General features: G+C 65.2%; 25 protein-coding genes and 2 tRNA genes. 9 read left to right on the top strand and 18 right to left on the bottom strand.

The genetic code is table 11. The annotated features are described in order from the left end of the window. Positions 1–52: 52 nt before the first annotated feature. The 14 genes from rpsB to moaA all read right to left on the bottom strand — a co-directional run bounded on the left by rpsB (position 53) and on the right by moaA (position 7,216). Positions 53–796 carry a 30S ribosomal protein S2 gene (gene rpsB / locus ABSL23_RS13695; RefSeq protein ID WP_059057184.1) on the bottom strand — a complete coding sequence of 248 codons (744 nt, stop codon included), beginning with the start codon at positions 794–796 and terminating at the stop codon, positions 53–55. Next, positions 793–1,989, bottom strand: a complete 1,197-nt coding sequence (gene eno / locus ABSL23_RS13690; RefSeq protein WP_059057183.1) for a phosphopyruvate hydratase — start codon at positions 1,987–1,989, stop codon at positions 793–795. The genes rpsB and eno overlap by 4 nt, the downstream gene beginning before the upstream one ends. Position 1,990: 1 nt before the next feature. Then, positions 1,991–2,170, bottom strand: a complete 180-nt coding sequence (locus ABSL23_RS13685) for a DNA-directed RNA polymerase subunit K (RefSeq protein ID WP_058983662.1) — start codon at positions 2,168–2,170, stop codon at positions 1,991–1,993. Further along, positions 2,170–2,370, bottom strand: coding sequence for a DNA-directed RNA polymerase subunit N (locus ABSL23_RS13680; protein WP_058983661.1), 201 nt, complete (start codon positions 2,368–2,370; stop codon positions 2,170–2,172). Before ABSL23_RS13680 ends, ABSL23_RS13685 begins: the two co-directional genes overlap by 1 nt. A gap of 12 nt (positions 2,371–2,382) precedes the next feature. After that, positions 2,383–2,781, bottom strand: coding sequence for a 30S ribosomal protein S9 (locus tag ABSL23_RS13675; RefSeq protein WP_059057182.1), 399 nt, complete (start codon positions 2,779–2,781; stop codon positions 2,383–2,385). Next, complete coding sequence (locus tag ABSL23_RS13670) at positions 2,775–3,212, bottom strand: 50S ribosomal protein L13 (RefSeq protein ID WP_353634136.1); 438 nt, start codon at positions 3,210–3,212, stop codon at positions 2,775–2,777. Before ABSL23_RS13670 ends, ABSL23_RS13675 begins: the two co-directional genes overlap by 7 nt. After that, positions 3,209–3,562: a 50S ribosomal protein L18e gene (locus ABSL23_RS13665; protein WP_059057180.1), complete on the bottom strand. Its 354-nt coding sequence runs from the start codon at positions 3,560–3,562 to the stop codon at positions 3,209–3,211. The genes ABSL23_RS13670 and ABSL23_RS13665 overlap by 4 nt, the downstream gene beginning before the upstream one ends. A 33-nt stretch (positions 3,563–3,595) precedes the next feature. Then, positions 3,596–3,680 (bottom strand) — tRNA-Leu (locus ABSL23_RS13660). 125 nt (positions 3,681–3,805) lie between these two features. Continuing rightward, positions 3,806–4,549: a DNA-directed RNA polymerase subunit D gene (locus ABSL23_RS13655; protein ID WP_059057179.1), complete on the bottom strand. Its 744-nt coding sequence runs from the start codon at positions 4,547–4,549 to the stop codon at positions 3,806–3,808. Between the two features lie 3 nt (positions 4,550–4,552). Next, on the bottom strand, positions 4,553–4,936 hold the full coding sequence (locus tag ABSL23_RS13650; RefSeq protein ID WP_058983656.1) for a 30S ribosomal protein S11: 384 nt from the start codon (positions 4,934–4,936) through the stop codon (positions 4,553–4,555). Between the two features lie 6 nt (positions 4,937–4,942). Further along, positions 4,943–5,455 carry a 30S ribosomal protein S4 gene (locus ABSL23_RS13645; RefSeq protein ID WP_059057178.1) on the bottom strand — a complete coding sequence of 171 codons (513 nt, stop codon included), beginning with the start codon at positions 5,453–5,455 and terminating at the stop codon, positions 4,943–4,945. After that, complete coding sequence (locus tag ABSL23_RS13640; protein WP_059057177.1) at positions 5,455–5,964, bottom strand: 30S ribosomal protein S13; 510 nt, start codon at positions 5,962–5,964, stop codon at positions 5,455–5,457. Before ABSL23_RS13640 ends, ABSL23_RS13645 begins: the two co-directional genes overlap by 1 nt. A 22-nt stretch (positions 5,965–5,986) precedes the next feature. Next, positions 5,987–6,069 (bottom strand) — tRNA-Ser (locus ABSL23_RS13635). A gap of 157 nt (positions 6,070–6,226) precedes the next feature. Continuing rightward, positions 6,227–7,216 carry a GTP 3',8-cyclase MoaA gene (gene moaA, locus ABSL23_RS13630; RefSeq protein WP_059057176.1) on the bottom strand — a complete coding sequence of 330 codons (990 nt, stop codon included), beginning with the start codon at positions 7,214–7,216 and terminating at the stop codon, positions 6,227–6,229. Positions 7,217–7,368: 152 nt separating this feature from the next. On the opposite strand from moaA, the gene ABSL23_RS13625 reads away from it, so the two are divergent. Next, positions 7,369–8,412 (top strand): Mrp/NBP35 family ATP-binding protein, encoded by a 1,044-nt coding sequence (locus ABSL23_RS13625; protein ID WP_353634135.1) that lies wholly within the window; start codon positions 7,369–7,371, stop codon positions 8,410–8,412. Positions 8,413–8,421: 9 nt separating this feature from the next. Continuing rightward, the gene (locus tag ABSL23_RS13620; protein WP_353634134.1) at positions 8,422–8,637 is read left to right on the top strand and encodes a hypothetical protein; all 216 of its coding nucleotides are present in this window, start codon (positions 8,422–8,424) and stop codon (positions 8,635–8,637) included. Here the strand turns inward: ABSL23_RS13620 and ABSL23_RS13615 are convergent. The 3 genes from ABSL23_RS13615 to ABSL23_RS13605 form a co-directional block, all read right to left on the bottom strand. After that, positions 8,634–9,566 carry a hypothetical protein gene (locus tag ABSL23_RS13615; RefSeq protein WP_353634133.1) on the bottom strand — a complete coding sequence of 311 codons (933 nt, stop codon included), beginning with the start codon at positions 9,564–9,566 and terminating at the stop codon, positions 8,634–8,636. The two genes, ABSL23_RS13620 and ABSL23_RS13615, sit on opposite strands and share 4 nt — an antisense overlap. Then, entirely contained in the window at positions 9,556–11,121 is a 1,566-nt protein-coding gene (locus ABSL23_RS13610) for a hypothetical protein (RefSeq protein WP_353634132.1), read from the bottom strand. Before ABSL23_RS13610 ends, ABSL23_RS13615 begins: the two co-directional genes overlap by 11 nt. A gap of 326 nt (positions 11,122–11,447) precedes the next feature. Further along, positions 11,448–12,827, bottom strand: a complete 1,380-nt coding sequence (locus tag ABSL23_RS13605; protein ID WP_353634131.1) for a PKD domain-containing protein — start codon at positions 12,825–12,827, stop codon at positions 11,448–11,450. Between the two features lie 209 nt (positions 12,828–13,036). Between ABSL23_RS13605 and ABSL23_RS13600 the strand changes: the two genes are divergently transcribed. From ABSL23_RS13600 to ABSL23_RS13570, 7 genes are all read left to right on the top strand, one after another. Then, positions 13,037–14,923, top strand: coding sequence for a 2-oxoacid:acceptor oxidoreductase subunit alpha (locus ABSL23_RS13600; RefSeq protein WP_353634130.1), 1,887 nt, complete (start codon positions 13,037–13,039; stop codon positions 14,921–14,923). A 3-nt stretch (positions 14,924–14,926) separates the two neighbouring features. Beyond that, positions 14,927–15,865 carry a thiamine pyrophosphate-dependent enzyme gene (locus ABSL23_RS13595; RefSeq protein WP_059057170.1) on the top strand — a complete coding sequence of 313 codons (939 nt, stop codon included), beginning with the start codon at positions 14,927–14,929 and terminating at the stop codon, positions 15,863–15,865. A gap of 141 nt (positions 15,866–16,006) precedes the next feature. Continuing rightward, on the top strand, positions 16,007–16,435 hold the full coding sequence (gene lrpA1 / locus ABSL23_RS13590; RefSeq protein ID WP_059057169.1) for an HTH-type transcriptional regulator LrpA1: 429 nt from the start codon (positions 16,007–16,009) through the stop codon (positions 16,433–16,435). Positions 16,436–16,481: 46 nt separating this feature from the next. Further along, on the top strand, positions 16,482–16,955 hold the full coding sequence (locus ABSL23_RS13585; protein WP_353634129.1) for an SRPBCC family protein: 474 nt from the start codon (positions 16,482–16,484) through the stop codon (positions 16,953–16,955). Positions 16,956–17,049: 94 nt separating this feature from the next. Next, positions 17,050–17,907 (top strand): DMT family transporter, encoded by an 858-nt coding sequence (locus tag ABSL23_RS13580; RefSeq protein ID WP_353635385.1) that lies wholly within the window; start codon positions 17,050–17,052, stop codon positions 17,905–17,907. A gap of 105 nt (positions 17,908–18,012) precedes the next feature. Continuing rightward, positions 18,013–20,073: a bifunctional UDP-sugar hydrolase/5'-nucleotidase gene (locus ABSL23_RS13575; RefSeq protein WP_353634128.1), complete on the top strand. Its 2,061-nt coding sequence runs from the start codon at positions 18,013–18,015 to the stop codon at positions 20,071–20,073. Positions 20,074–20,134: 61 nt separating this feature from the next. Continuing rightward, positions 20,135–20,875: a DICT sensory domain-containing protein gene (locus tag ABSL23_RS13570; RefSeq protein WP_059057166.1), complete on the top strand. Its 741-nt coding sequence runs from the start codon at positions 20,135–20,137 to the stop codon at positions 20,873–20,875. Here the strand turns inward: ABSL23_RS13570 and ABSL23_RS13565 are convergent, their stop codons facing one another. Continuing rightward, positions 20,876–21,274, bottom strand: a complete 399-nt coding sequence (locus ABSL23_RS13565) for a thioesterase family protein (RefSeq protein ID WP_353634127.1) — start codon at positions 21,272–21,274, stop codon at positions 20,876–20,878. Between the last annotated feature and the right edge of the window lie 10 nt (positions 21,275–21,284).

The raw sequence follows: 21,284 nt of genomic DNA, 5'->3' as shown, positions 1-21,284 counted from the left end.
GTCGCTACTCGCTCGCGTTCTGAAAAGTACAGGTACGAAAGCGGAAGCCGCGTTACAGGCCGTCCTCGAAGTCTTCGAGGGCGTACGTCGGCTCGGCGCCGCGGCGGTCGAGCGTCTCGTTGGCGAGCAGCCAGTAGACCACCGACAGCGCGCGCCGCCCCTTGTTGTTCGTCGGGACGACGAGGTCGACGTTGCTCGTCTGGTTGTTGGAGTCGCACATCGCAATCACGGGGATACCGACCGTGATGGCTTCCTTGACGGCCTGCGCGTCACCGATGGGGTCGGTGACGACGAGGACGTCCGGCTCGATGTAGCCGTCGTACTGCGGGTTCGTCAGCGTGCCGGGGATGAACCGGCCCGTCCGGGCGCGCGCGCCGACCGCTTCCGCGAACTTCTCCGCGGGGAAGCGACCGTACTGGCGCGACGACGTGACCAGAATCTGCTCCGGGTCGTAGTTCGCCAGGAAGTCGGCGGCCGTCCGGATGCGCTCGTCCGTCTTCGAGACGTCGAGCACGTAGAGGCCGTCCGTGCGGACGCGGTGGATGAACCGGTCCATGTCGTTGGTCTTCTGCTGGGTACCGATGTGGACACCGGCGCCGAGGTAGTCCTCGACGGGGATGAGCAGGTCGGCCTCCTCGTCGGACATGACGTCCTCGGTGGCCGCCGCTCCCGGCTCCTCTTCGGTGGGCTGTTCGTCTGTCTGGGCGTCGCTCTCGGCGGCCTCGGCGGCAGGCTCGGCTGCCTGCTCCGCGGCGTCCTCGAGGTCGGCCTCTGTGTCGGATTCGTTCTCGCTCATGCTTCGTCCGCGATGCGGATGAGTTCGTTCAGCTTGGCGGTTCGCTCGCCGCCGACCGTCCCCGTCTTGATGAACGGGGCGTCGGCCGCCACGGCGAGGTGTGCGATGGTCGTGTCCTCGGTCTCGCCGCTGCGGTGGGAGACCACGGCCTCGTAGCCGTTCCGGGTCGCCAGCTCGATGGCGTCGAACGCATCGGAGAGCGTCCCGATCTGGTTGGGCTTCACGAGGATGCTGTTTGCCGCGCCGACCTCGATGCCGTCGCGGAGTCGCTCGACGTTCGTCACGAACAGGTCGTCCCCGCAGACGAGCGTGTCGTCGCCGACGCGCTCGGTCAGCGCCGCGAACGCCGCGAAGTCGTTCTCGTCGAGGGGGTCCTCGACGTACGCGAGGTCGTACTCCTCGACGAGGTCGACGACGTACTCGATTTGCTCCTCCGTGGAGCGAACCTCGTCGCCGTAGACGTACGCCTCGTCCTCGTAGCGCTCGGCGGCCGCCATGTCGAGACCGAACTGGACGTCGAAGCCGAACTCCTCGGCGACGTCGCTGGTGGCCTCGTCGACGATTTCGAACGCGGTGGCGTCGTCGATGGACGGCGCCCACGCGCCCTCGTCGCCCTTCGCGGCGGCCTCGCCGCGCTCCTCTAGGAGTTCGCCCACGCGCTCGTGGACGGCGGCGTTCGCGAACACCGCCTGTCGGACGCTCGGCGCGCCGACGGGGGCAGCGAGGAACTCCTGAATCGCGGTCGCGTCGGCGGCGTGTTCGCCGCCGCCGACGACGTTCCCCAGCGGCACGGGGAAGTTCCGACCGCGGAAGGCGCCGCCGAGATGCTGGTACAGCGGCGCACCGAGCACGTCCGCGGCGGCCTTCGCGGCCGCCATGCTCGTGGCGACGGCGCTGTTCGCCCCGACGTCGGAGAAGTCCTCCGTGCCGTCGGCGGCGTGCAGTGCGGCGTCGACGCCGCGCTGGTCGCCGGCGAACTCCCGGCCTTCGAGGCGCGGCGCGACGTGTTCGCGTGCTGCCGCAATCGCCTCCTCGACGGGGAGTTCGACGGCTTCGTGTTCGCCCGTGCTGGCGCCGGATGGCGCCGCCGCACGGCCGAACCCGCCGTCCTCGGTCACGACCTCGGCTTCCACGGTCTTGTTGCCGCGGGAGTCCAGAATCGGCCGGAATCGGACGGACTCGATGCGCGTCATCTCAGTTGTCCCTCCGGACAGTGAACGGGAGCGCGTCCGCGTCGTACTCCTCGGCCGCGATGAGGATGGGCTCCGTCTGGTCGGTGTCGACCAGCACGGGCGCCCCGTACGACACCTGCAGCGCTCGCGCGCCGATGATGCGGGCCTTCTCGTACCGATTGAAGTGTTGTGTGTCGCTCATTACTGGTAGGGCGAGACGACGTCCACGAGGTCCTGGTGGGAGACCATCATGCGTCGACAGCAGTGCCGGTCCACGCCGAGGTCGTCCAGCACGTCAGCTGGGTCCTCGTCGCCGTCGTGGGTCTCGGCGCGTGCCTTGAACTCCTCCCAGTATTCACCGACGACGTTACCGCACGTGAAACACCGGACTGGTACCATCATGATTTGGTCACCTCAGCGGTAGGACTTCTGGTAGCGGGCGCGAGCGCCCGGACCGCCCCACTTCTTGGACTCGGACTGCCGGACGTCGTTGACCAGCAGACTGCGGTCGAACTCCCGGTACGCGTCCCGGAGTTCGGCGTCGCTGTAATGCTCGACCAGCCCGCGCGCGATGGCGGTGCGGACGGCGTCAGCCTGGCCCGCGAAGCCGCCACCGGAGACGTCGATGTCGACGTCCACGTCGTCTCGGAGGTCGTCGCCCGCGATGCGGAACGGCTCCAGCATCTTCAGGCGCGCCATCTCCGGGTCGACGAGTTCGACGGGCGTGGAGTTGATTCGGACGCGACCCTCTCCGTCGCTGACCGTCGCGCGAGCGACGGCCGTCTTCTTCTTACCGGACGTGTTGGTTACCATGTGACGTTAGCACCTAGTTCCTTGGAGACCTCGCCGACGGTGACGAAGCGAATCGTCGAGAGTCGGTCCAGCGACGTTCCCTCGATGATTTCGCCGTCCTCGTCGAACGGGTTACCGACGTACACGCGGACGTTCTCGAACGCCTCGCGGCCGTCCTGCTGCTTGTACGGCAGCATGCCGCGGATGGCGCGCTTGAACACGCCGTCCGGGCGCTTCGGGTAGTACGGACCGCTGTCGGAGCCCAGCTCCGCTCGCGTGTTGTACGTCTCGAAGATGTCCTCCTTGGTGCCGGTGATGACTGCCTGCTCGGCGTTGACGACGGCGACCGACTCGCCGTCGAGGGCGCGCTCGGCGACGTTGCTCGCCACGCGGCCCATGATGCAGTCCCGCGCGTCGACGATCACGTCGGCGTCGAATTCCGCGAGACTCATCGAATCACCCGCACGTCGGAGCCTTCGGGGTTCTGTTCGACTGCCTGTTCCAGATGGACGGCCTCGCCGTCGGCGTGCTCGATTTTCGTCTTCGCGCTGCCGGAGAAATCCACGGCAGCGACGGTGACGGACTTTCGAAGCGCGCCGGACCCCAGCACCTTGCCGGGGACGACGACGGTCTCGTCCTCGTTCGCGTAACGTTCGATGCGACTCAGGTTCACCTCGGCGTGCGTGCGGCGCGGCTTCTCCAGCCGGCCAGCGACGTCGTGCCAGACGTCCGTGCCCGAATCTCGGGCGACGGACTTCAGTTCGGCGATGAGACTGCTGAGTCTCGGACTTGTCTTACTCATGCTCGTACTCCTGGAAAGTTGTGAGAAGTCGAGTGCAGGGAGCAGGATTTGAACCTGCGAACCCCTACAGGACAGCGCCCTGAACGCTGCGCCTTTGACCTAACTTGGCTATCCCTGCACGGCCGCGATGGCGCTTCGCTTCTCCGTAGCTCCCGACCCTTTTTACCGATTTCGATTGCCGGGCCCGAGGCTCCCGGGGCAGGAGTGGGCATCGGCGCGGTAGTGTGGGTCGGAGCGATCATGTTATAGTTGGACTGCCTGTTCGAGTTCGTCCGCGCGGTCGACCAGGGAGTCGACTGCTCGGAGAACCAGCTCTGTCACGGGCATCGAGCCGTCGGATTCGACGTGGAAGACGAACGCGCCGGGGACGTCCTCGACTTCGAGCTCCTTGCCGGGGTACCGGTTCGTGAGGTCGTTGTCGAAGTCGTCGGTCGGCACGAGTTCACCGTCCTCCTCGATGACGCCGCGGAGCATCTGGGGCTCCTCGTCGGCGTACTCGTCGCGTTCGCCGACGACGTTCACGCGCTGGAGGTGTCGGTAGCCGACAGCCACGCCGCCCTGGTGTTTGGCGTGGTCGCGGCCGTAGCCGAGTTCCGCGTCGGCCTCCAGCTCGAGGCGCTGGTCGTCTTTGAGCTCGATGATGGGGATGTTCTCGTCGGCGGCCTCCACTTCGGGGTCCTGACAGACCAGGTCCCCGGAGTACGCCGTCCCCGGGCCCTCGACGTCGAGCGCGAGCGTGACCGTGTCACCCTCGGCGAAGTCCTCGGGCGTCGTCAGCGGCACGAGGCCGAGACGCAGCGCGAGCTGTTCGTCGAACATCACGCTGGAGTTCTCGACGAACCGGACGGTGTCGATGGACAGCGTCGGAACGTCGGCGATGATCGCTCGCCGAATGCCGTTCGCGAACGCCGGCGTGATGTTGCGAACGACGAACCGGGCTTCCCGGTCGTCGCGGTCGATGAATTCGACGTCGAAGTCCGTGCTCATTGCTTAGTACCCGCTGTTCTTCGGGGGACGCGTCCCGTCGTGGGGGACGGGCGTCACGTCCTCGATACGGCCGATTTCGAGACCGGCGCGAGCGAGCGCTCGGATGGCGGCCTGCGCGCCCGGACCCGGGCTGCGCTGGAGGTTGCCACCGGGGCCGCGCACGCGAACGTGCACCTTGTCGATGCCCTGGTCTAAGACGTCTTCGGCGAGCTGTTCGGCCATCTGCATCGCGGCGTACGGCGACGCCTCGTCACGGTTCTGCTTGACCACCGTCCCGCCACTCGACTTTGCGAGCGTCTCGGCGCCCGTCTCGTCGGTGACCGTCATGATGGTGTTGTTGAACGAGGCGTGGATGTGCGCGATGCCCCATTTGGTGTCGTCAGCCATGTTGTGTTACTCCTGTGCACCGGCGCGAGCCGGGTGCAGTTCGTCTGTGAGGTCGCTTCGTTCGTCGAACGCGATGGCGTCCTCCTCGGACACCTCGACCGTGTAGGAGGGCTCGGTGACGCGGCTCCCGTCGACCGTGATGTGGCCGTGGGAGATGAACTGCCGGGCCTGACCGACAGTGTTCGCGAGGCCCTCGCGGTAGACGACCGTCTGCAGGCGGCGTTCGAGGACGTCCGTCACGTCGAGCGAGAGGACGTCGTCGAGGCTCTCCTGATTGGAGAGCACGCCGATGCGCTGGAGGCGGGAGACGAACTCCTCGCCGCTGACCGTCTCCGTCTGGCCGAGCAGGCGACGCGCCTCGCGGCGGAAGTTGCGCAGTTCGGACTGCGCTCGCCAGAGTTCCTCCTTGTTCTTCAGGCCGTACCGGGAGACGAGGTCGCTCTCCTCGGAGATGCGTTCGCCCTGATACGGGTGATTCGGCGTCTCGTAGAACTTGGTGTTCTCGCCTGGGAGCGCCATTATTCTTCCTCACCCGCTGCTTCTTCTGCTGCCTGTTCTTCCTTGATAGCCTCGACGTTGACGCCGATGGTACCTTCCGTACGACCGGTGGACTTGGTGCGCTGACCGCGGACCTTCTGTCCGCGCTCGTGTCGGATGCCCTTGTAGGACCGAATCATCTGCATCCGATTGATGTCCTGGTCGCGCGTCAGGTTGACGTCGTTGCCGGTGACGTGCTGGGTCTCGCCGGAGTAGAAGTCGTTCCGACGGTTCGCGAGCCACTCCGGAGCGTGGTCCGCGAACTCGTTGACGGCCGCCTTGATGTCGTCGATGACATCGTCCTCGAGGCGACCAATCGTCGCGGTGCGGTCTACGTCCGCGTTCTCCGCGACGACTCGCGCGACTCGTCGGCCGACGCCGTCGAGTTCCGCGAGCGCACGCTCGACGGTCTTGGTGCCGTCGAGGTCTGTCTGCCCGATGCGGACGAAGTACTGAATGTCCTCGTCCGCGTCTTGTTCTTCCGAACTCATGTTTTGATGTGTTGTGGAAAGGCGTCGTGGCGGGGATTTGAACCCCGGAGGCTTGCGCCACAGAGTTAGCAACCCTGCGCCTTGACCAGGCTAGGCTACCACGACACGCTTTCGGGTGTATCTTCGCCCTCTCGGACTCGGGACCCGGCGCCCCTACAGTGACTGCGTTCGTGAGAAATCGCGGCCCGTACTTAAACATCACGAAAGGGCGTGGGCCCCGCGCGCCAACCGCTCCCACGACACACGGGAGCGCCGCCGCCCGTCAGTCGGTGCGTTCGGTGCCGCCGTCGGCGTACACTTCCACGTAGTCGTCGTTGACCTCCCAGCCGCCGTCGCCGTCCTCGACCATGTACTCGCCGTAGTACGGCACGCGGTTCTCGACGGTCTCCCGGAACGCCTCTCGAATCTCGGGCTTGGTCATCTCGCCCATCGAACGCAGGTCGTCGTTGCGGTTCAGACACCCCTTTAGGTAGCCCTCGTGCGTGACGCGCACGCGATGGCAGTTCGCGCAGAACTCCTCGTTGCCCACGGGGTCGACGATTTCCACCATGCCGCCGTTCACCCAGTATCGCCGTCGGTCGTGCATCTCGCGGTGTTCGACGCGGTCCGCGCGTTCCTCCAGCCAGTCGTGGACGTCGTCGATGTCCACCGCCCACTCGGGATGGCCCGCGATTTCGGGCATGTACTCGATGAGCTGGAGCTGGAGCGCGTCGTTCTCCGCAACGTGGTCGACCATCTCCGGCACGTAGCCCGCCGTCTTCCGGAACACGACCATGTTCAGTTTCACCGGGTCGAGGCCGGCGTCCACGGCCGCGCGTACGCCTTCGAGAACTTTCTCGTAGGCGCCGCTCTTCGTGAGCGCCTTGAAGTCCTCGGCGTCCAGCGCGTCCTGCGAGACGTTCACGCGTTCGAGGCCCGCGTCCACGAGGTCCTCGGCGCGTCCGGGGAGGAACGTCCCGTTCGTCGTCATCGACACCTCCATCGAGTCGGGCGTCCGTCGGATTATCTCTTCGAGGTCGTCGCGGAGCATCGGCTCCCCGCCGGTGAGTTTGACCTTCTCGACGCCGAACTCCTCGACGACTTCGAGGAACCGGACCACGTCGTCGGCGCTCATCTCGTGGTCCCGTGGGTCCATCGGCCCGCGCGTGTCCCCCAGCCCCTCGTTGTGACAGTAGACACAGTCGAAGTTACAGCGGTCGGTCAGGGAGACCCGGACGCCGGAGACCTCGCGCCCGAACGAGTCCGAGAGCATGCCGAAACGTGGCACGCACAGACGCTTAAACTCGTGGGTGTAAGCGGGGATTTCGTAACCCCGAGCAGTTACATTACGGGTGGTACGTGTGGTTGCGGCCGCACGTTCGTTCGACACAACCCTTATCGGCGCACCACCTCCTACTCGCGGGCATGAACGAAGACGACGTGCTGGACCTCCTCCGCGACGTCGAGGACCCGTCCCTCGACGACGACATCGTCTCCCTCGGCCTCGTCAACGACCTCGACGTCGACGGCGACAAAGTCACGCTCTCGCTCGCGCTCGGCGCACCGTACTCCCCCACAGAGACCGACATCGCCGGCCGCGTCCGCGAAGTCCTCTCCGACGCCGGCCTCGAACCTGACCTCACGGCCGCCATCCCCGACCGCAACGGCGGCGACGTCCTCCCCGGCGTCAAGAACGTCATCGCAGTCGCCTCCGGCAAGGGCGGCGTCGGCAAGTCCACGGTCGCCGTCAACCTCGCGGCCGGCCTCTCCGACCGCGGCGCCCGCGTCGGCCTCTTTGACGCCGACATCTACGGCCCCAACGTCCCCCGGATGGTCGACTCCGACGACCACCCGCGCGCCACCGAGAGCGACACCATCGTCCCGCCCGAGCGCCACGGCATGAAGCTCATGAGCATGGCGTTCATGGTCGGCGACGACGACCCCGTCATCTGGCGCGGTCCCATGGTCCACAAGGTCCTCACGCAGCTCGTCGAGGACGTCGAGTGGGGCAACCTCGACTACCTCGTCGTCGACCTCCCGCCGGGCACCGGCGACACCCAGCTCACCATGCTCCAGACGGTCCCGCTCACCGGCGCCGTCGTCGTCACCACCCCGCAGGACGTCGCCGTCGACGACGCCCGCAAGGGACTGCGCATGTTCGGCCGCCACGACACCACCGTCCTCGGCATCGCCGAGAACATGAGCGGGTTCGTCTGCCCCGACTGCGGCGGCACCCACGACATCTTCGGTAGCGGCGGCGGGCAGGAGTTCGCCGACGAGAACGAACTCCCGTTCCTCGGCTCCATCCCCCTCGACCCCAGCGTCCGCCAGGGCGGCGACGAAGGCGCGCCGGTCGTCCTCGACGACGACAACCAGACCGGCGAAGCGCTCCGCGAGTTCGTCGCCGAAACCGCAGACATGGTCGGCCTCGTTCACCGCCGCAACGCCAGCCGACCCGCCAAGCACTGACGACTCACCATGTCTGACTACGACGACGCCGAGAAGCGCGACGTGCTCCGCGATGTCGCCGACGAACTCCGCGAGGAGGACAGCGAGGAAGCCGAACGCGTCGCCGCCATCGTCCACCGCGTCAGCGACATCTACGACGAGGACGAGGACGTCGACGCCCAGCACGTCTACCTCAACATGCGGAACATCCTCCAGATATCCGAACAGGGCGGTATCGAGCGCTAGCGCGACCGCCGCCACAGAACCGCGCCGACCAACGCGAAGACGACGAGTACTGCGCCAGCCCGTCGCTCCAGCGGCGACAGCGCCTCGTCGTCGACGTACCCCTCGCGGTACTGCCGTGCCGTCTCGTTGTCGTAACTAACGTCCGCCCGCTCACCTGGAACCTGTTCGAAGTGGTCGTCCCACGCGCTCGCGGTCTCGTTGGGCTTCGCCATGAACTCCTTCTGGTCGAACTTCCCATCCGGACTGCCGGTATCGTTGAAGACCATCACTTTGCCGGCGACCACCTCGTTCGGCCCCTCGTCGAGTGGTATCTGGAACTCACTCGTATTCCCCGGCTGTGGAGCACCGATATCGAATGCCCCCTCCGTTTCGAACGTCTCCGCTCGTACGTGCAGTGCGTATGCTCGTTTTCCCGGGTTGTGGACTGTAGCTATGAGTTCTGTTGGGGTCCCACTCCGGTTTATTTGTATATCTCCCACATATGGCGTTGAGCTACTGGGGCTTGTTGAGTTTACTTTCTTAGTGAAATTAAATGCGGATTCTTTGCCACCAGCGCCTATATTTACCGAATGGTTATCACGGGTCGCATCAATGTATTTTGTAGTATTTAGCGTGACAGATTTTGACTCTCCGCCCTCTAGGTCAGGCATTTTTGGGCTAAACCCATCTCCATCAACGGATAGGGTAAATGTCGCAGGGAACTCCAATTCTCCCTTATTTTCTACCACTATGCATGCCATCTTGTTATCTTCCGAGAATTGAATGTTGTATTCAATGTGGAAACTAAAGTCTTCATCTTTGTCAACTACTTTGTTTTCTTTCGCTCCCTTGCATGTGTTCTGTGATTGATTGCCATCGAAAGCAGTAACTGCCGGCATAAAAACGAGACCCGCCACAGCTATGATAACAATGAGTCTCTTACTCGTCATACTTTTCTTTTGATTTCTCTATTAATATATCTTTAATCGTGGCGGTATCAATCATGCCCGCCCCGGTGTATTCGACTGTCCGATAGACTTCACGGCTCTCCATTTCTGGTAGTTGCTTCGTGTCCTCTCGCGCGAAGTACTTCGTGAGGGTGACGTCCCCTCTACCGAACGTTTTCAACACTCGTTCTCCGGTTCGAGGACTACTGGTACGTACCGTTCCTGTTCCGGCCTGTTTTCGTAACGCCCACCGCTTGCTCGGTTCGATACTGCTGATTCGGACGTTTGCGGATCTAGCGGCACTCTCCGCTTGGAATTGACTTTGGACTGACTTCCAAGACTGCCACTCGTACGAGGCCGGATCGACGAGCGTTCGATGTTCGGCCAAGTACACGCGCCGGGTTTCGGAGTGCTGCTGTTCGACTTTGTACTCGTATTGGCGCTCGTACTCCGGTTCACGGACGGTCACCCGCCGGATGTCGCCAGTATACTCGTGGGTATGGCTATGTGGTCGCGTCGACCAGTACGTTCTGTGGACGGTTCGGCTTCGCGTGACTTCCCTCGTCCGAGTTACCGTGTGCGTCTTTGTCGTCGATACGGTAGTCCGGTATATTCTGCACCCGAACATCCCACACTTCTCTTGCAGTTTGATCTCTTGTTCCGTCGTCGTGTACGTGTCCTCGTAGGTTTCCGTCGTTTCGTACGTCTCAGTCGTCTCGTAGCGGAACTCCTTCTCAGTTCGGTACTCGGCGTCGCGGACCTGCTTTCGTCGAGTGTCTCCAGTGAACGTACCAGCACCGCCTCGATCCGAGCGCCACTCACTCTCCATGGTCGTCCACGTTTGCGTCTCGGTCGTCGTTCCATTGGCCGACCACTCGGGATTCGACTCCAAGAAGAACTGCTGTCGTTCCGGTTCGTAGAACCGCCGTCTGTCGACGTCGTACTCTACGGGGTCGGTCTTCACGTACTTCTCGAGGCCGTACGCGTGACCTGCGTCGTCGACCCGACGCACTTCGTATCCGGCGTCGAGGAGGTCGTCACGGACCTGTTCGCTCGTCGTATGCTTGACGGTGTACCGGGGGCGCTCGACTAAATACGAGATCGACGTCGAAATGTCGGTCACCTCGCTGTACGCGGAGGCATAGACTGTCGGTTGAGGTACCGTGATGTTGTATTCCACGTGGGGGTGTGCCGTCGGATACGACGAGACGTTGATTGCTCCGTCACGGAACGCCTTCGCTGGCACTTCTATCTTCCACTGATGGCGTCTACCTCTCCCCTCTGGTTCCGGGTCGTCGACTCGGCCAGGTTTCTCTTTGTGGAGTGTTCGGTTGACTACGGAACCGTGTTCTGGACGAATGTTGAACGACAAGCTCTCGTTGTACGTCTCCTTCGTCAGATAATAGCGTTCAGAGGTAATCGTGATGGGGACAGTCTCGTTCGGATAGAACGGACCGTTGTCCTCGATCTTCGCGTCAGCGAGCTCCGGTGCAAACCAGTCCAGTAGGTAGGACGAATTCGTCTTCTGGTGCTGCTGGTCGACTAGTTGCAGCCGCACGATGCTGCTCGCGGACAGCGTTACTCTCGACTGTTCCTTGCTCGCGTCAAGCCCGGACCAGTGGTACTCTACTGAAGTTCCATCCGGATCAAAAGACCGCCTCGCATCGAACGTGATCCCCCTAAGCGCGTCGTGTTCTCTCTGTGGGTCGATCGTTTCGAGGTGGATCTCTGGCGGAGATGGTGTAACTTGAATCGACTTATTTGTTTTATTAATATAATCGCCACCAAGCCACTGGATTCCGGAGAATGCATCAATATTCGCTATCCTCTCTCGGTATGAGGACTGTTCTAGAGTTAAAATACCATTTTCATCAACTGATTTGCTTATATTTGAGTCTCTACCACCCCAGTTATTCTCATAAGTGATTTAATATACTTCGGATCTACCCCATTCAAATCTACTTTCACGCGGTACGTCGCCGTGTAACGGGACTCGTCGATTCGCGGATGGTACTGGTCGAGTGGGCCGTCTTGAACGAATCCGGCGGACAGGACTTCTGGTGGACCGGGCACCTCGACGGTACGGATGGCGACGTCAGTTTGTCCGCGGGCGTCGCGGGCTCGAACCGTGATTGTGTGGTTGCCGGGTTCGAGGGATTCGAGGTGTGTCGTCGCGGTGAGTCTGTCTCCGTTCACACGGCCACCGAGGTCGTCCGTGGTGAGTGTCTCGGCCGGTTCTCCGTCCACGTTCACGGTCACGGTGTGGAGGTTCTCGTAGTCGTCAGTGGCGTCGACGGTGACGGGAACGACACTGCTGTCCTCGACTTCGACGGTGGTCAGTTCGGGCGCGGGGTCGGCGACGACAGTTCGGCTGCCGTCCGGGAACGTGGCGACGCCGCCGTCGATTGCGGCGTAGAGCTCGTGGACGCCCGCGGTGAACGAACGCGAGGTCCCGGAGCCAGTTGCGACGTGTCGGTCGTCTTGGTGCCACGTGCCGGAGACGTCGTTCGTGAGTTCGTACTCGGCGGTGAGTTCTCCGCGACCGGTGACGACTTTCGGACCGACGACGTCGGCGTCTTCCGGAGTCTCGGGTGGACTAGCGCCCGTCGGGACTGTATCGGCGGCTTCGACGACCGAGGTGGACGTTTCGGTGCTGTCCCGCTGGCCGTCCGCGTCGATGGCGGTGACAGAGACGGTGTGTGTTCCGGGCGTCGGGAAGTGGACGGTTCGTGTCGCGCTCTCGGCGTCACCGGAGACCGTCTCGGTCGCGACGTGTTCGCCGTCGACTCGCCAGCGGAGTCGGTCCAGCGGCGCGCTGCCGGCGCTGGCGTCGGCGGTAAACCGTGCGGGGTCGCCAGTCGTGGTCTCTGTCGGTCCGGCGAGCGACGCTGCGGGCGGGTCGCCGGGTTCGACGGTGACGTACAGTGTGTCCGTCGTCGTGGCTCCGTCGTCGTCGGTGACTTCGAGCGTGACGCGGTACGTGCCAGTCGCTTCCGCTTGGAAGGTTGTCTGCTGGCAGCGCCGACACTGCGTTGTCGTCGCGTTCGTCGCGTCGCCGGATTCGGCGGCGACGGTCCAGCGGTAGCGTTCGACGGCGCCGTCGGGGTCTCGGGAACCGCCAGCGTCCAGGTAGACGGTCGTTCCTCGCGTGACGTTCTGGTCGAGGCCCGCGTCGGCGAGCGGGGCTTCGTTCGATGCGGCGATGCCGGGTGTCGCTACGGTGGCAAGAACCAGGCACGCAGCGAACAGGCAAGCTACTCTCACACTACTCGAAGTTGAACTTACCACCTAGTATATAAAATTTCACAACTAAATTTCAAGTATTATAATCGCGGTAGTCTCGGTGAGCTGTCGCCCGAGACCGCCTACAGCATTCCTTAATCATCTTCTATTGTTAATGGATGGCAAACGATTTAGTGTGGGTCCGACGAACACCCTACTAACGGTCCGAGCACGGGCCAGAGGGTTACACTATGACTGATGACGAACTCATCTGGCGAGTGGCAGGGGGTTCCGGCGACGGAATCGACTCCACGAGTCAGAACTTCGCGAAGGCGTTGATGCGGTCCGGACTCGACGTCTTCACGCATCGACACTACCCGTCCCGAATCCGCGGCGGCCACACGTACGTCGAGATTCGGGCGCGGGACGGCAACGTAACGTCGCGCGGCGACGGCTACAACTTCCTGCTCGCGCTCGGGGACTCGTTCGCGCGCAACCCCAGCGAGAACGCCGTCTACGGCGACGAGGAAGTGAAGCCGCTCTCCGAGAACCTCGACGACCTCCGCGAGGGCGGGGTCATCGTCTACGACGAGGGCCTCCTCGACGTAGGGGACGTCCCGAACTTCGAGGAGCGCGCCGAGGAGAACAACTGGCACGTCTACCCGCTGGACCTCCGCAGCCTCGCCAAGGAGCACGGCCGCGAGGTCATGCGCAACACCGCGGGCGTGGGCGCGACGGCCGCGCTCATCGACATGGACCTCGAGCACATCGAGGACCTGATGTCGGACGCGATGGGCGGCGAGATTCTCGAGCAGAACCTCGAGGTCCTCCACGACGCCTACGAACAGGTCAACGAGATGGAGCAGTCCCACGACCTGACGGTGCCCGAGGGCGAACACGACGAGGAGCAGGTCCTCGTCTCCGGCAGCCACGGCATCGCGTACGCGGCCATCGACGCCGGCTGTCGGTTCATCTCCGGCTACCCGATGACGCCGTGGACGGACGTGTTCACCATCATGACGAACCTCCTGCCGGACATGGGCGGCATCTCCGAGCAGGTCGAGGACGAAATCGCGGCGGCGGCGCTCGCGGTCGGCGCGAGCCACTCCGGCGTGAAGTCGATGTCCGGGTCGTCCGGTGGTGGGTTCGCGCTGATGAGCGAGCCGCTCGGTCTCGCGGAGATGACCGAGACGCCGCTGGTCCTGCTGGAAGCGATGCGCGCGGGTCCCTCCACGGGGATGCCGACGAAGCCCGAGCAGGCCGACCTCGAGCACATCCTGTACACGAGTCAGGGTGACAGCCACCGCGTCGCCTTCGGGCCCAGCGACCCCAAGGAGTGCTACGAGCAGACGCGGACGGCGTTCGAAATCGCCTACGAGTACCAGATTCCGGCCATCGTCGTCTACGACCAGAAGCTCTCCGGCGAGTACCGGAACGTGGACGCGTCGTTCTTCGACCGCGACCCGAAGCCGGACCTCGGGAGCACGCTCACCGAGGCGGAACTGGAGGACGCGCCCCACGACGACACCGGGAAGTTCGAGCGGTTCCGGACTGACGGCGTCGAGGACGGCGTCAGCCCGCGCTCGATTCCCGGTCAGTCCGGCGGCCGCTTCCTCGCGTCCGGCAACGAGCACTGGCCGACCGGCCACATCGCCGAGGACCCCGACAACCGCGTCGCGCAGGTCGAACGCCGGCTCCAGAAGCTCGACGCCATCCGCGACGACCTCGACGACCGCGACCAGCAGGTCGTCTACGGCGACGAGGACGCGGACTTCGGGCTCATCGTCTGGGGCAGCCAGCAGGGCACCGTCGAGGAAGCCGTCGCGCGAATGAACGACGACGGGAACGACGTGAAGGCGCTGGGCGTCAGCGACCTCTCGCCGTTCCCGGTCGAGGAGGTGCGGGAGTTCATCGAGAGCGTCGACGAAGCCATCGTCGTGGAGATGTCCTCGACGAAGCAGTTCCGCGGGCTCATCCAGAAGGAGCTCGGGAACGTCGACGGCAAGCTCTCCAGTCTCCTGAAGTACAACGGCAACCCGTTCGAGCCCGCCGAAATCGTCGAAGCGGTCGAGCTCGAACAGGACGGCGGCGGGGAACCGACCGCCCAGACTACCCTCGAACCTGCGGCAGGTGACTAATCCATGAGCAAAGCGTTCAGCGCAATCGAAGAGGAACGGGAGGTCGAACGGGACGAGTTCACGCCCGGCATCGAGCCGCAGCCGACGTGGTGTCCTGGCTGCGGTGACTTCGGCGTCTTGAAGGCGCTGAAGGGTGCGATGGCGGAACTCGGCAAGGACCCCGAGGAAGTGCTTCTGTGCACCGGTATCGGCTGCTCGGGGAAGCTCAACAGCTACTTCGAGAGCTACGGGTTCCACACGATTCACGGTCGCTCCCTGCCCGTGGCCCGCGCCGCGAAGCTCGCGAACCACGACCTCGAGGTCGTGGCGGCGGGCGGCGACGGTGACGGCTACGGCATCGGCGGGAACCACTTCATGCACACCGCCCGGGAGAACCACGACATGACCTACATCGTGTTCAACAACGAGGTCTTCGGTCTCACGAAGGGGCAGACGTCGCCGACGTCCCCGAAGGGCCACAAGTCGAAGACCCAGCCCCACGGGTCGGCGAAGGACCCGATTCGCCCGCTCTCGATGAGCCTGTCGGCGGGCGCCTCCTACGTCGCTCGCACGGCGGCCGTCAACCCGAACCAGGCCCAGGAGATCATCGTGGAAGCCATCGAGCACGACGGCTTCTCCCACGTCGACTTCCTGACCCAGTGCCCGACGTGGAACAAGGACGCCAAGCAGTACGTCCCCTACGTCGACGTGCAGGACAGCGACGACTACGACTTCGACATCACCGACCGCCGCGAGGCGGCCGACCTGATGCACGAGACCGAGGACGCCCTCTACGAGGGCACCGTCCTCACCGGGCGCTACTACAAGGACGAGGACCGCAACTCCTACCAGGAGGAGAAGCAGGAGCGCGGCGACATGCCCGAGGAGCCGCTGGCGGAGCGGTACTTCGACGACGACTACGAGTGGGAGCGCTCGTACGACGTCATCGACCGCCACAAGTAGCGTTCGCCTCAACGCCGCTTTCTTTCGCGCGACCGGCCGAGTAGCCGACGGGTTCGGCCAGCGACCACGACGTTTCCGAGCGACGCCGCCGTGACTTTCTCATTCGGAAGATATTTTTTCACAGCCACCAAAACGGGGGGTGTGAGTACCGAATCGACGGAAGACCGAATCCTCGCCGCGCTCGAGGAGGACGCGCAGGCGTCGTACGCCGACATCGCCGCCCGCGCGGACGTCTCGAAGCCGACGGTCCGGAAGTACATCGACAAACTCGAAGACGAAGGCGTCATCGTCGGCTACTCGGCGGACGTCGACCCGAAGAAGCTCTCCGGGCAGTCCATCGCGCTCGTGGGCATCGACGTGGCCTCCGAGCGGTACGTGGAGGCGACCCGGGACCTGAAGGAGCTAGACGCGGTCCACGCGCTGTACACGTCCAGCGGCGACCACATGCTGATGGCCGAGGTCCGCGCCGCCGACGGGGACGCGCTCGGGGAAGTCATCAGCGACGAGATTCACGGCATCGACGGCGTCACCGCCGCCCACCCCTCGTTCCTGCAGGAGCGCCTCAAGTAGTCGCGGCCGCCGCTGGAGTTTTGCACGCGCCCCGCCAACGGAGAGTATGGCGACCTTCGAGCGGGAGTTGCGGGTTCGCGCGCCGCTTGCCGACGTGTGGGCGTTCCACTCCACCATCGACGGCCTGCGGTCGTTGACGCCGGACTGGCTGAACCTGCGCGTCGAGGAGATCGAGCGGCCGGACGACGAGCCGGAGACCCACGTCCTCACCGAGGGGACGCGGATTCACGCGTCCGTGCGGCCGTTCGGCGTGGGGCCGCGGCAGACGTGGGTCTCGCACATCACCGCTCGCGAGGAGGGCGAGGACACCGCGCACTTCGTGGACGTGATGGAGGAGGGGCCGTTCCCGGAGTGGGAGCACACGCACCTGTTCTACGCGGACGGCGACGGGACGCTGATTCGGGACCGCGTGGAGTACCGCGCGCCGGTCGGCGGCGTCGCCGACGAGTTCGCGCGGGTCGGGCTCGCGCCGATGTTCTGGTACCGCCATCGGCGGACGCGGGACATCCTCGACGGGTAGCGCCGACGGCCGGGTAGCTCGCCGCGAGCGCAATTCCTTTTCGGGCGGCCGGCAACGTCCAGCCGTGAGCGCCGACGACCCCGTGGTGCCGCCGATGGCCGCCGTCGCCGTGGCGGTTGTCGCGGTGAGCACGAGCGCCATCCTCGTGGAACTCAGCGACGCGCCCCGCGTGTTGAAGGCGGGCTACCGGGTGTTGTTCACGGCGGCGTTCGTCGCGCCGTTCGCGTTCCGGGAGCGCCGCGAGTACGCGGCCGTCTCCGGGAGTGACTGGCTGGTCGTGAGCGCGGCGGGCGTGCTGCTGGCGGTGCACTTCGCGTCGTGGTTCGCGTCCATCGAGTTCACGAGCATCGCGGCGTCGACGACGCTCGTCCAGACGCAGCCGGCGTTCGTCGCGGTGGGCGCGTGGCTGCTGTTGGACGAGCGGGTCGGCGCGCGCATCGTCGGCGGTATCCTCGTCGCTATCGCCGGCTCCGTGCTGCTCTCGATGGGCGACTTCCTCACGGGGAGCGCGGTCGGGCCGTCGCCGACGCTCGGGAACGCGCTCGCGGTCATCGGCGCAGTCGCGGGCGCCGGCTACGTGCTCGCGGGGCGGTCGGTGCGCCAGCGGCTCTCGCTGGCGCCGTACGTGTTCGCCGTCTACGGCGTCTGCACGGTCGTGTTGTTCGCGGTGGCGGTCGCGCTCGGACTGCCGCTCGTGGAGTATCCGGTCCACGAGTGGGCGCTGTTCGTCGGGATGGCGGTCGGCCCCGGGCTGTTCGGGCACACGGTCGTCAACTGGGCGCTGAAGTACGTCGAGTCCAGCGTCGTGAGCGTCTCCCTGCTCGGCGAGCCGGTGGGGAGCACGCTGCTCGCGCTGGCGGTCTTCGGGCAGGTCCCCGGCGTATTCACGGTCGCGGGCGGCGTCGTCGTGCTCGCGGGCATCGCGGTGACGACGACCGGCCGCGCCACCTGACGAATCCATAGACGTGTATAGTTCTCCCTAGATTACGGTCGAGTTCGCGTGATTTGAGCACGAACGAGTAACGCTTTTGTGGGTGGTTTCGGTTGGCTGACCTGCATGGGACGCGTACACACCGCGCTCGTTGTCTGTGTCCTGCTGGTGGCGGCGACAGCGCCGGCCGCAGCAGCCCCCACGGACGCTTCGACCGCGGCGGCCGACGCACCCGCAGTCGGTGGCGTCGACGCCGAGGCGAACGCGACACAGGACAACGGCACCACGGTCACGATTCTGTCGTACAACGACATCCAGACAGCGATTGCACAGAACGGCACGATGCCGCGGCTCGCGACGCTCGTCGAGCAGCGCCGCGCCGCCCACGACAACCCGACGGTGCTGTTCGGGGCCGGCGACGAGGTAAGCCCGCACTCGCTGTCGCCCATCTCCCAGTGGCGGACGCCCGTGGACGTGCTGAACGAACTTGACCCGGACGCCGAAGGCATCGGGAACCACGACCTCGACTTCGGGTTCGACGCGGTCGAGAACTTCTCGGACGCCTCCGAGTTCCCGTGGCTGCTCGCGAACGTCGTCGACAGCGAGACCGGCGAGCACGTGCCCGGCACGGAGCCGTACACCGTCGTCGAGAAGGACGGTGTGCGCGTCGGCGTGATGGGGCTCGTCGACGAGAAAATCAAGTCCAAGACGGCCGTCGACTTCGCCGAGCAGGGCTACGAGCTCCAGAACTACTCCGAGGTCGGCTCGGAGTACGCGACCCAGCTGAAAGAGGAGGAGAACGCCGACGTGGTCGTGGCGCTGGGCCACTTCGGCGTCCCGGTCGCCGAGCAGTTCGCGAACAGCACCGAGAACGTCGACGCCGTGCTGGTCGGGGACGACGAAATCGAGTACCCGCCGCAGGCGACCGACGGCGTGGTCATCAGCGAGGCCGCGGGGCGCGCGGCGTTCCTCGGTGAACTCAACCTCACCGTGCAGGGCGGCGAGGTCACCGACTGGAACGGCCGCCTGATTCCGACCACGGAGAACGTCACCAAAGACGAGAACGTCTCGGAGGTCATCGAGACGGCCCGCGGCGAACAGCTCTCGCAGGTCGCCGGACAGACCGACGTCCAGCTGGACGCGCGGTTCTCCTCGAACTACCACGACGAGACGAACTTCGGGAACCTCATCACCGACGCGTTCCGGTGGAAGTCCGGCGCTGACGTCGCCATCACGAACGCCGGCGGCATCCGCTCGGACGCCCAGTACGGCCCCGGCAACCTCACCGCGGGCGACGTGTTCAGCGTGCTGCCGTTTAACAACCACCTCGTGACGGTGGAGCTGACCGGCGCGCAGCTGGAGCAAGTCCTCCAGAGTCAGGTCGTCACCGCGGAGAGCGACACCGGCCAGCAGTACGACGCCGAGGCCCAACTGCAGGTCAGCGGCGTCACCTACGAGTGGCTCGGCCACGAGCGCACCGACGACCAGATTCGCTCGACGTACGTGAACGGCGAGCCGCTCGAACCCGAGGCGACGTACACGGTCACGGTGAACTCCTACATGGCGGGCTGGGACGGCTCGCCGCTGGCGAACGTGACCCGCACGAACGTCGATTACACGATGTACGGCGAGGTCGTCTACAACTACGTCGAGAGTCAGGGGTCCGTCTCGCCCGAGGGCGAGGACCGCATCCGCCGCATCGACTACGAGACCGACGCGGGGAGCGTCGAACTCGACGGCGAGGGCGACGTCTCCGTCTCCTTCGACGCGCCGACCGCGGACAACGCCACGAGCGTCGAGGCGGACAGCCTCTACGCGCTGAACAGCCGCAACGAGCGCGTGAACGCGACCGACGCGTCCGTCGAGGACGGCACGGTCACCGCGACGTTCGCGGACGCCGACCTGCGGACGCTCGCTGAGAGCGGCGACGTCGAGGTGTACGGCCACTACAGCATCGAGGGCAACGAGCGGCCGTACTTCGAGTCCTCCGTGCTGAACGCGGAGGTAAACGCGAACGTCGCCCAGCAGACCACCGCGACGGCTACTGCGACAGCGACGACGGAGGCCGCGACGACTGCGGCGACGACCGCCAGCGACGAGACCGGCGGCACGTCGCCCGGCTTCGGCGCCGGCGCCGCGCTGCTCGCGGTGCTGGCGGCCGCGCTGCTCGCGACGCGCCGCCACTGAGCGGCGCCCGCACCGCCACCCGATTTATACGGCGGGACCGACACGGACAACGTACGTAGTGATGGCTGACGACGCACCCTCGTTGCCGGACATCATCGACCGCGTCGACGAGCGCGCGCTCACGCTGACGCTGTACAACGTCGACGTGCCGCGGTCCGTGCTGCGAGACATCCAATCGTACTTCGACGTGCAGTCGGTGGACCTGCGGCGCGCCGCCACCGACGACGGCATCCCGCGGAACTTCGTCGTGCTCCACGACGGCCAAGAGTTCCTCGCGTCGTCGTCGCTGCAGTCGCTGTACCGGGTGGTGCGACCCGACTCCCCGCTCATCGACGTCTCCGCCCCCGACGAAATCGAGTACCCGGAGCTGTTCCGCCACATCGACCAGTCGGTGTTCACCGACTACGGCCGCGACCGGATGGTCGTCGCGTCCCGCGAAATCGAGTCCAGCGCCCACCAGCTCGGCGGCGTCCTGCACGCGGGCTTCCAGCGACTGTCGAATCTGCGGCCGCAGTACCGGCTCTACGAGCGGCTCGCGGCCGCGGGCGTCGAGACGCACATCTACGGGCGCCCGAACTGGGACGTGCCGACGGACGCCCACGCGATTCACGCCTCCGAGGACGACGAAATCACGGACACGTGGTTCGTCGTGCTGGACGCCGACGCCGACGACGACAAGCGCGCGCTGCTGGCCGAAGAACACGAACGGGGACAGTTCTACGGGTTCTGGACGTACGACGCAGAAATCGTCGATGCGATTCTCGCCCGCCTCCGGGCGTTCCCCGCGACGGGGCCCGCGTAGTCAGCCCTCGACCGGCTCGAAGGAGTCGCGCCACTCGTCGGGGACCGGCTGGCTCTCCCCGGTTTCCGGGTCGAGGGTGACCTGCACGGACTCGCCCTCGACGGCGACCGTCTCGCCGTCGCGGACCTCGTAGGCCATCGTGAAACTCGACCCGCCGACGTCCGTGACGCCGACCGCGACTTCCACCTCGTCGGCGTACTCGACGGTCCGCCGGAAGTCCACGTCGAGGTGCGCGACCACCATCGAGATGTCGTCCATCGCCAGCCCCGCGTACTCCGAGAGGTACGCCACCCGGGCTTCCTCCATGTACGTCACGTAGACGGCGTTGTTGACGTGTCCGAGCGTGTCGTGGTCCTGGTAGCGCACGTCGACGGCGGTCGCGAACGGGAACTCGGTCATCGTCGGGAGT

This window comes from Halobacterium sp. NMX12-1, assembly GCF_040435975.1.
GTDB lineage: Archaea > Halobacteriota > Halobacteria > Halobacteriales > Halobacteriaceae > Halobacterium > Halobacterium hubeiense.
This window is presented reverse-complemented; position numbering and strand designations above follow the sequence as displayed.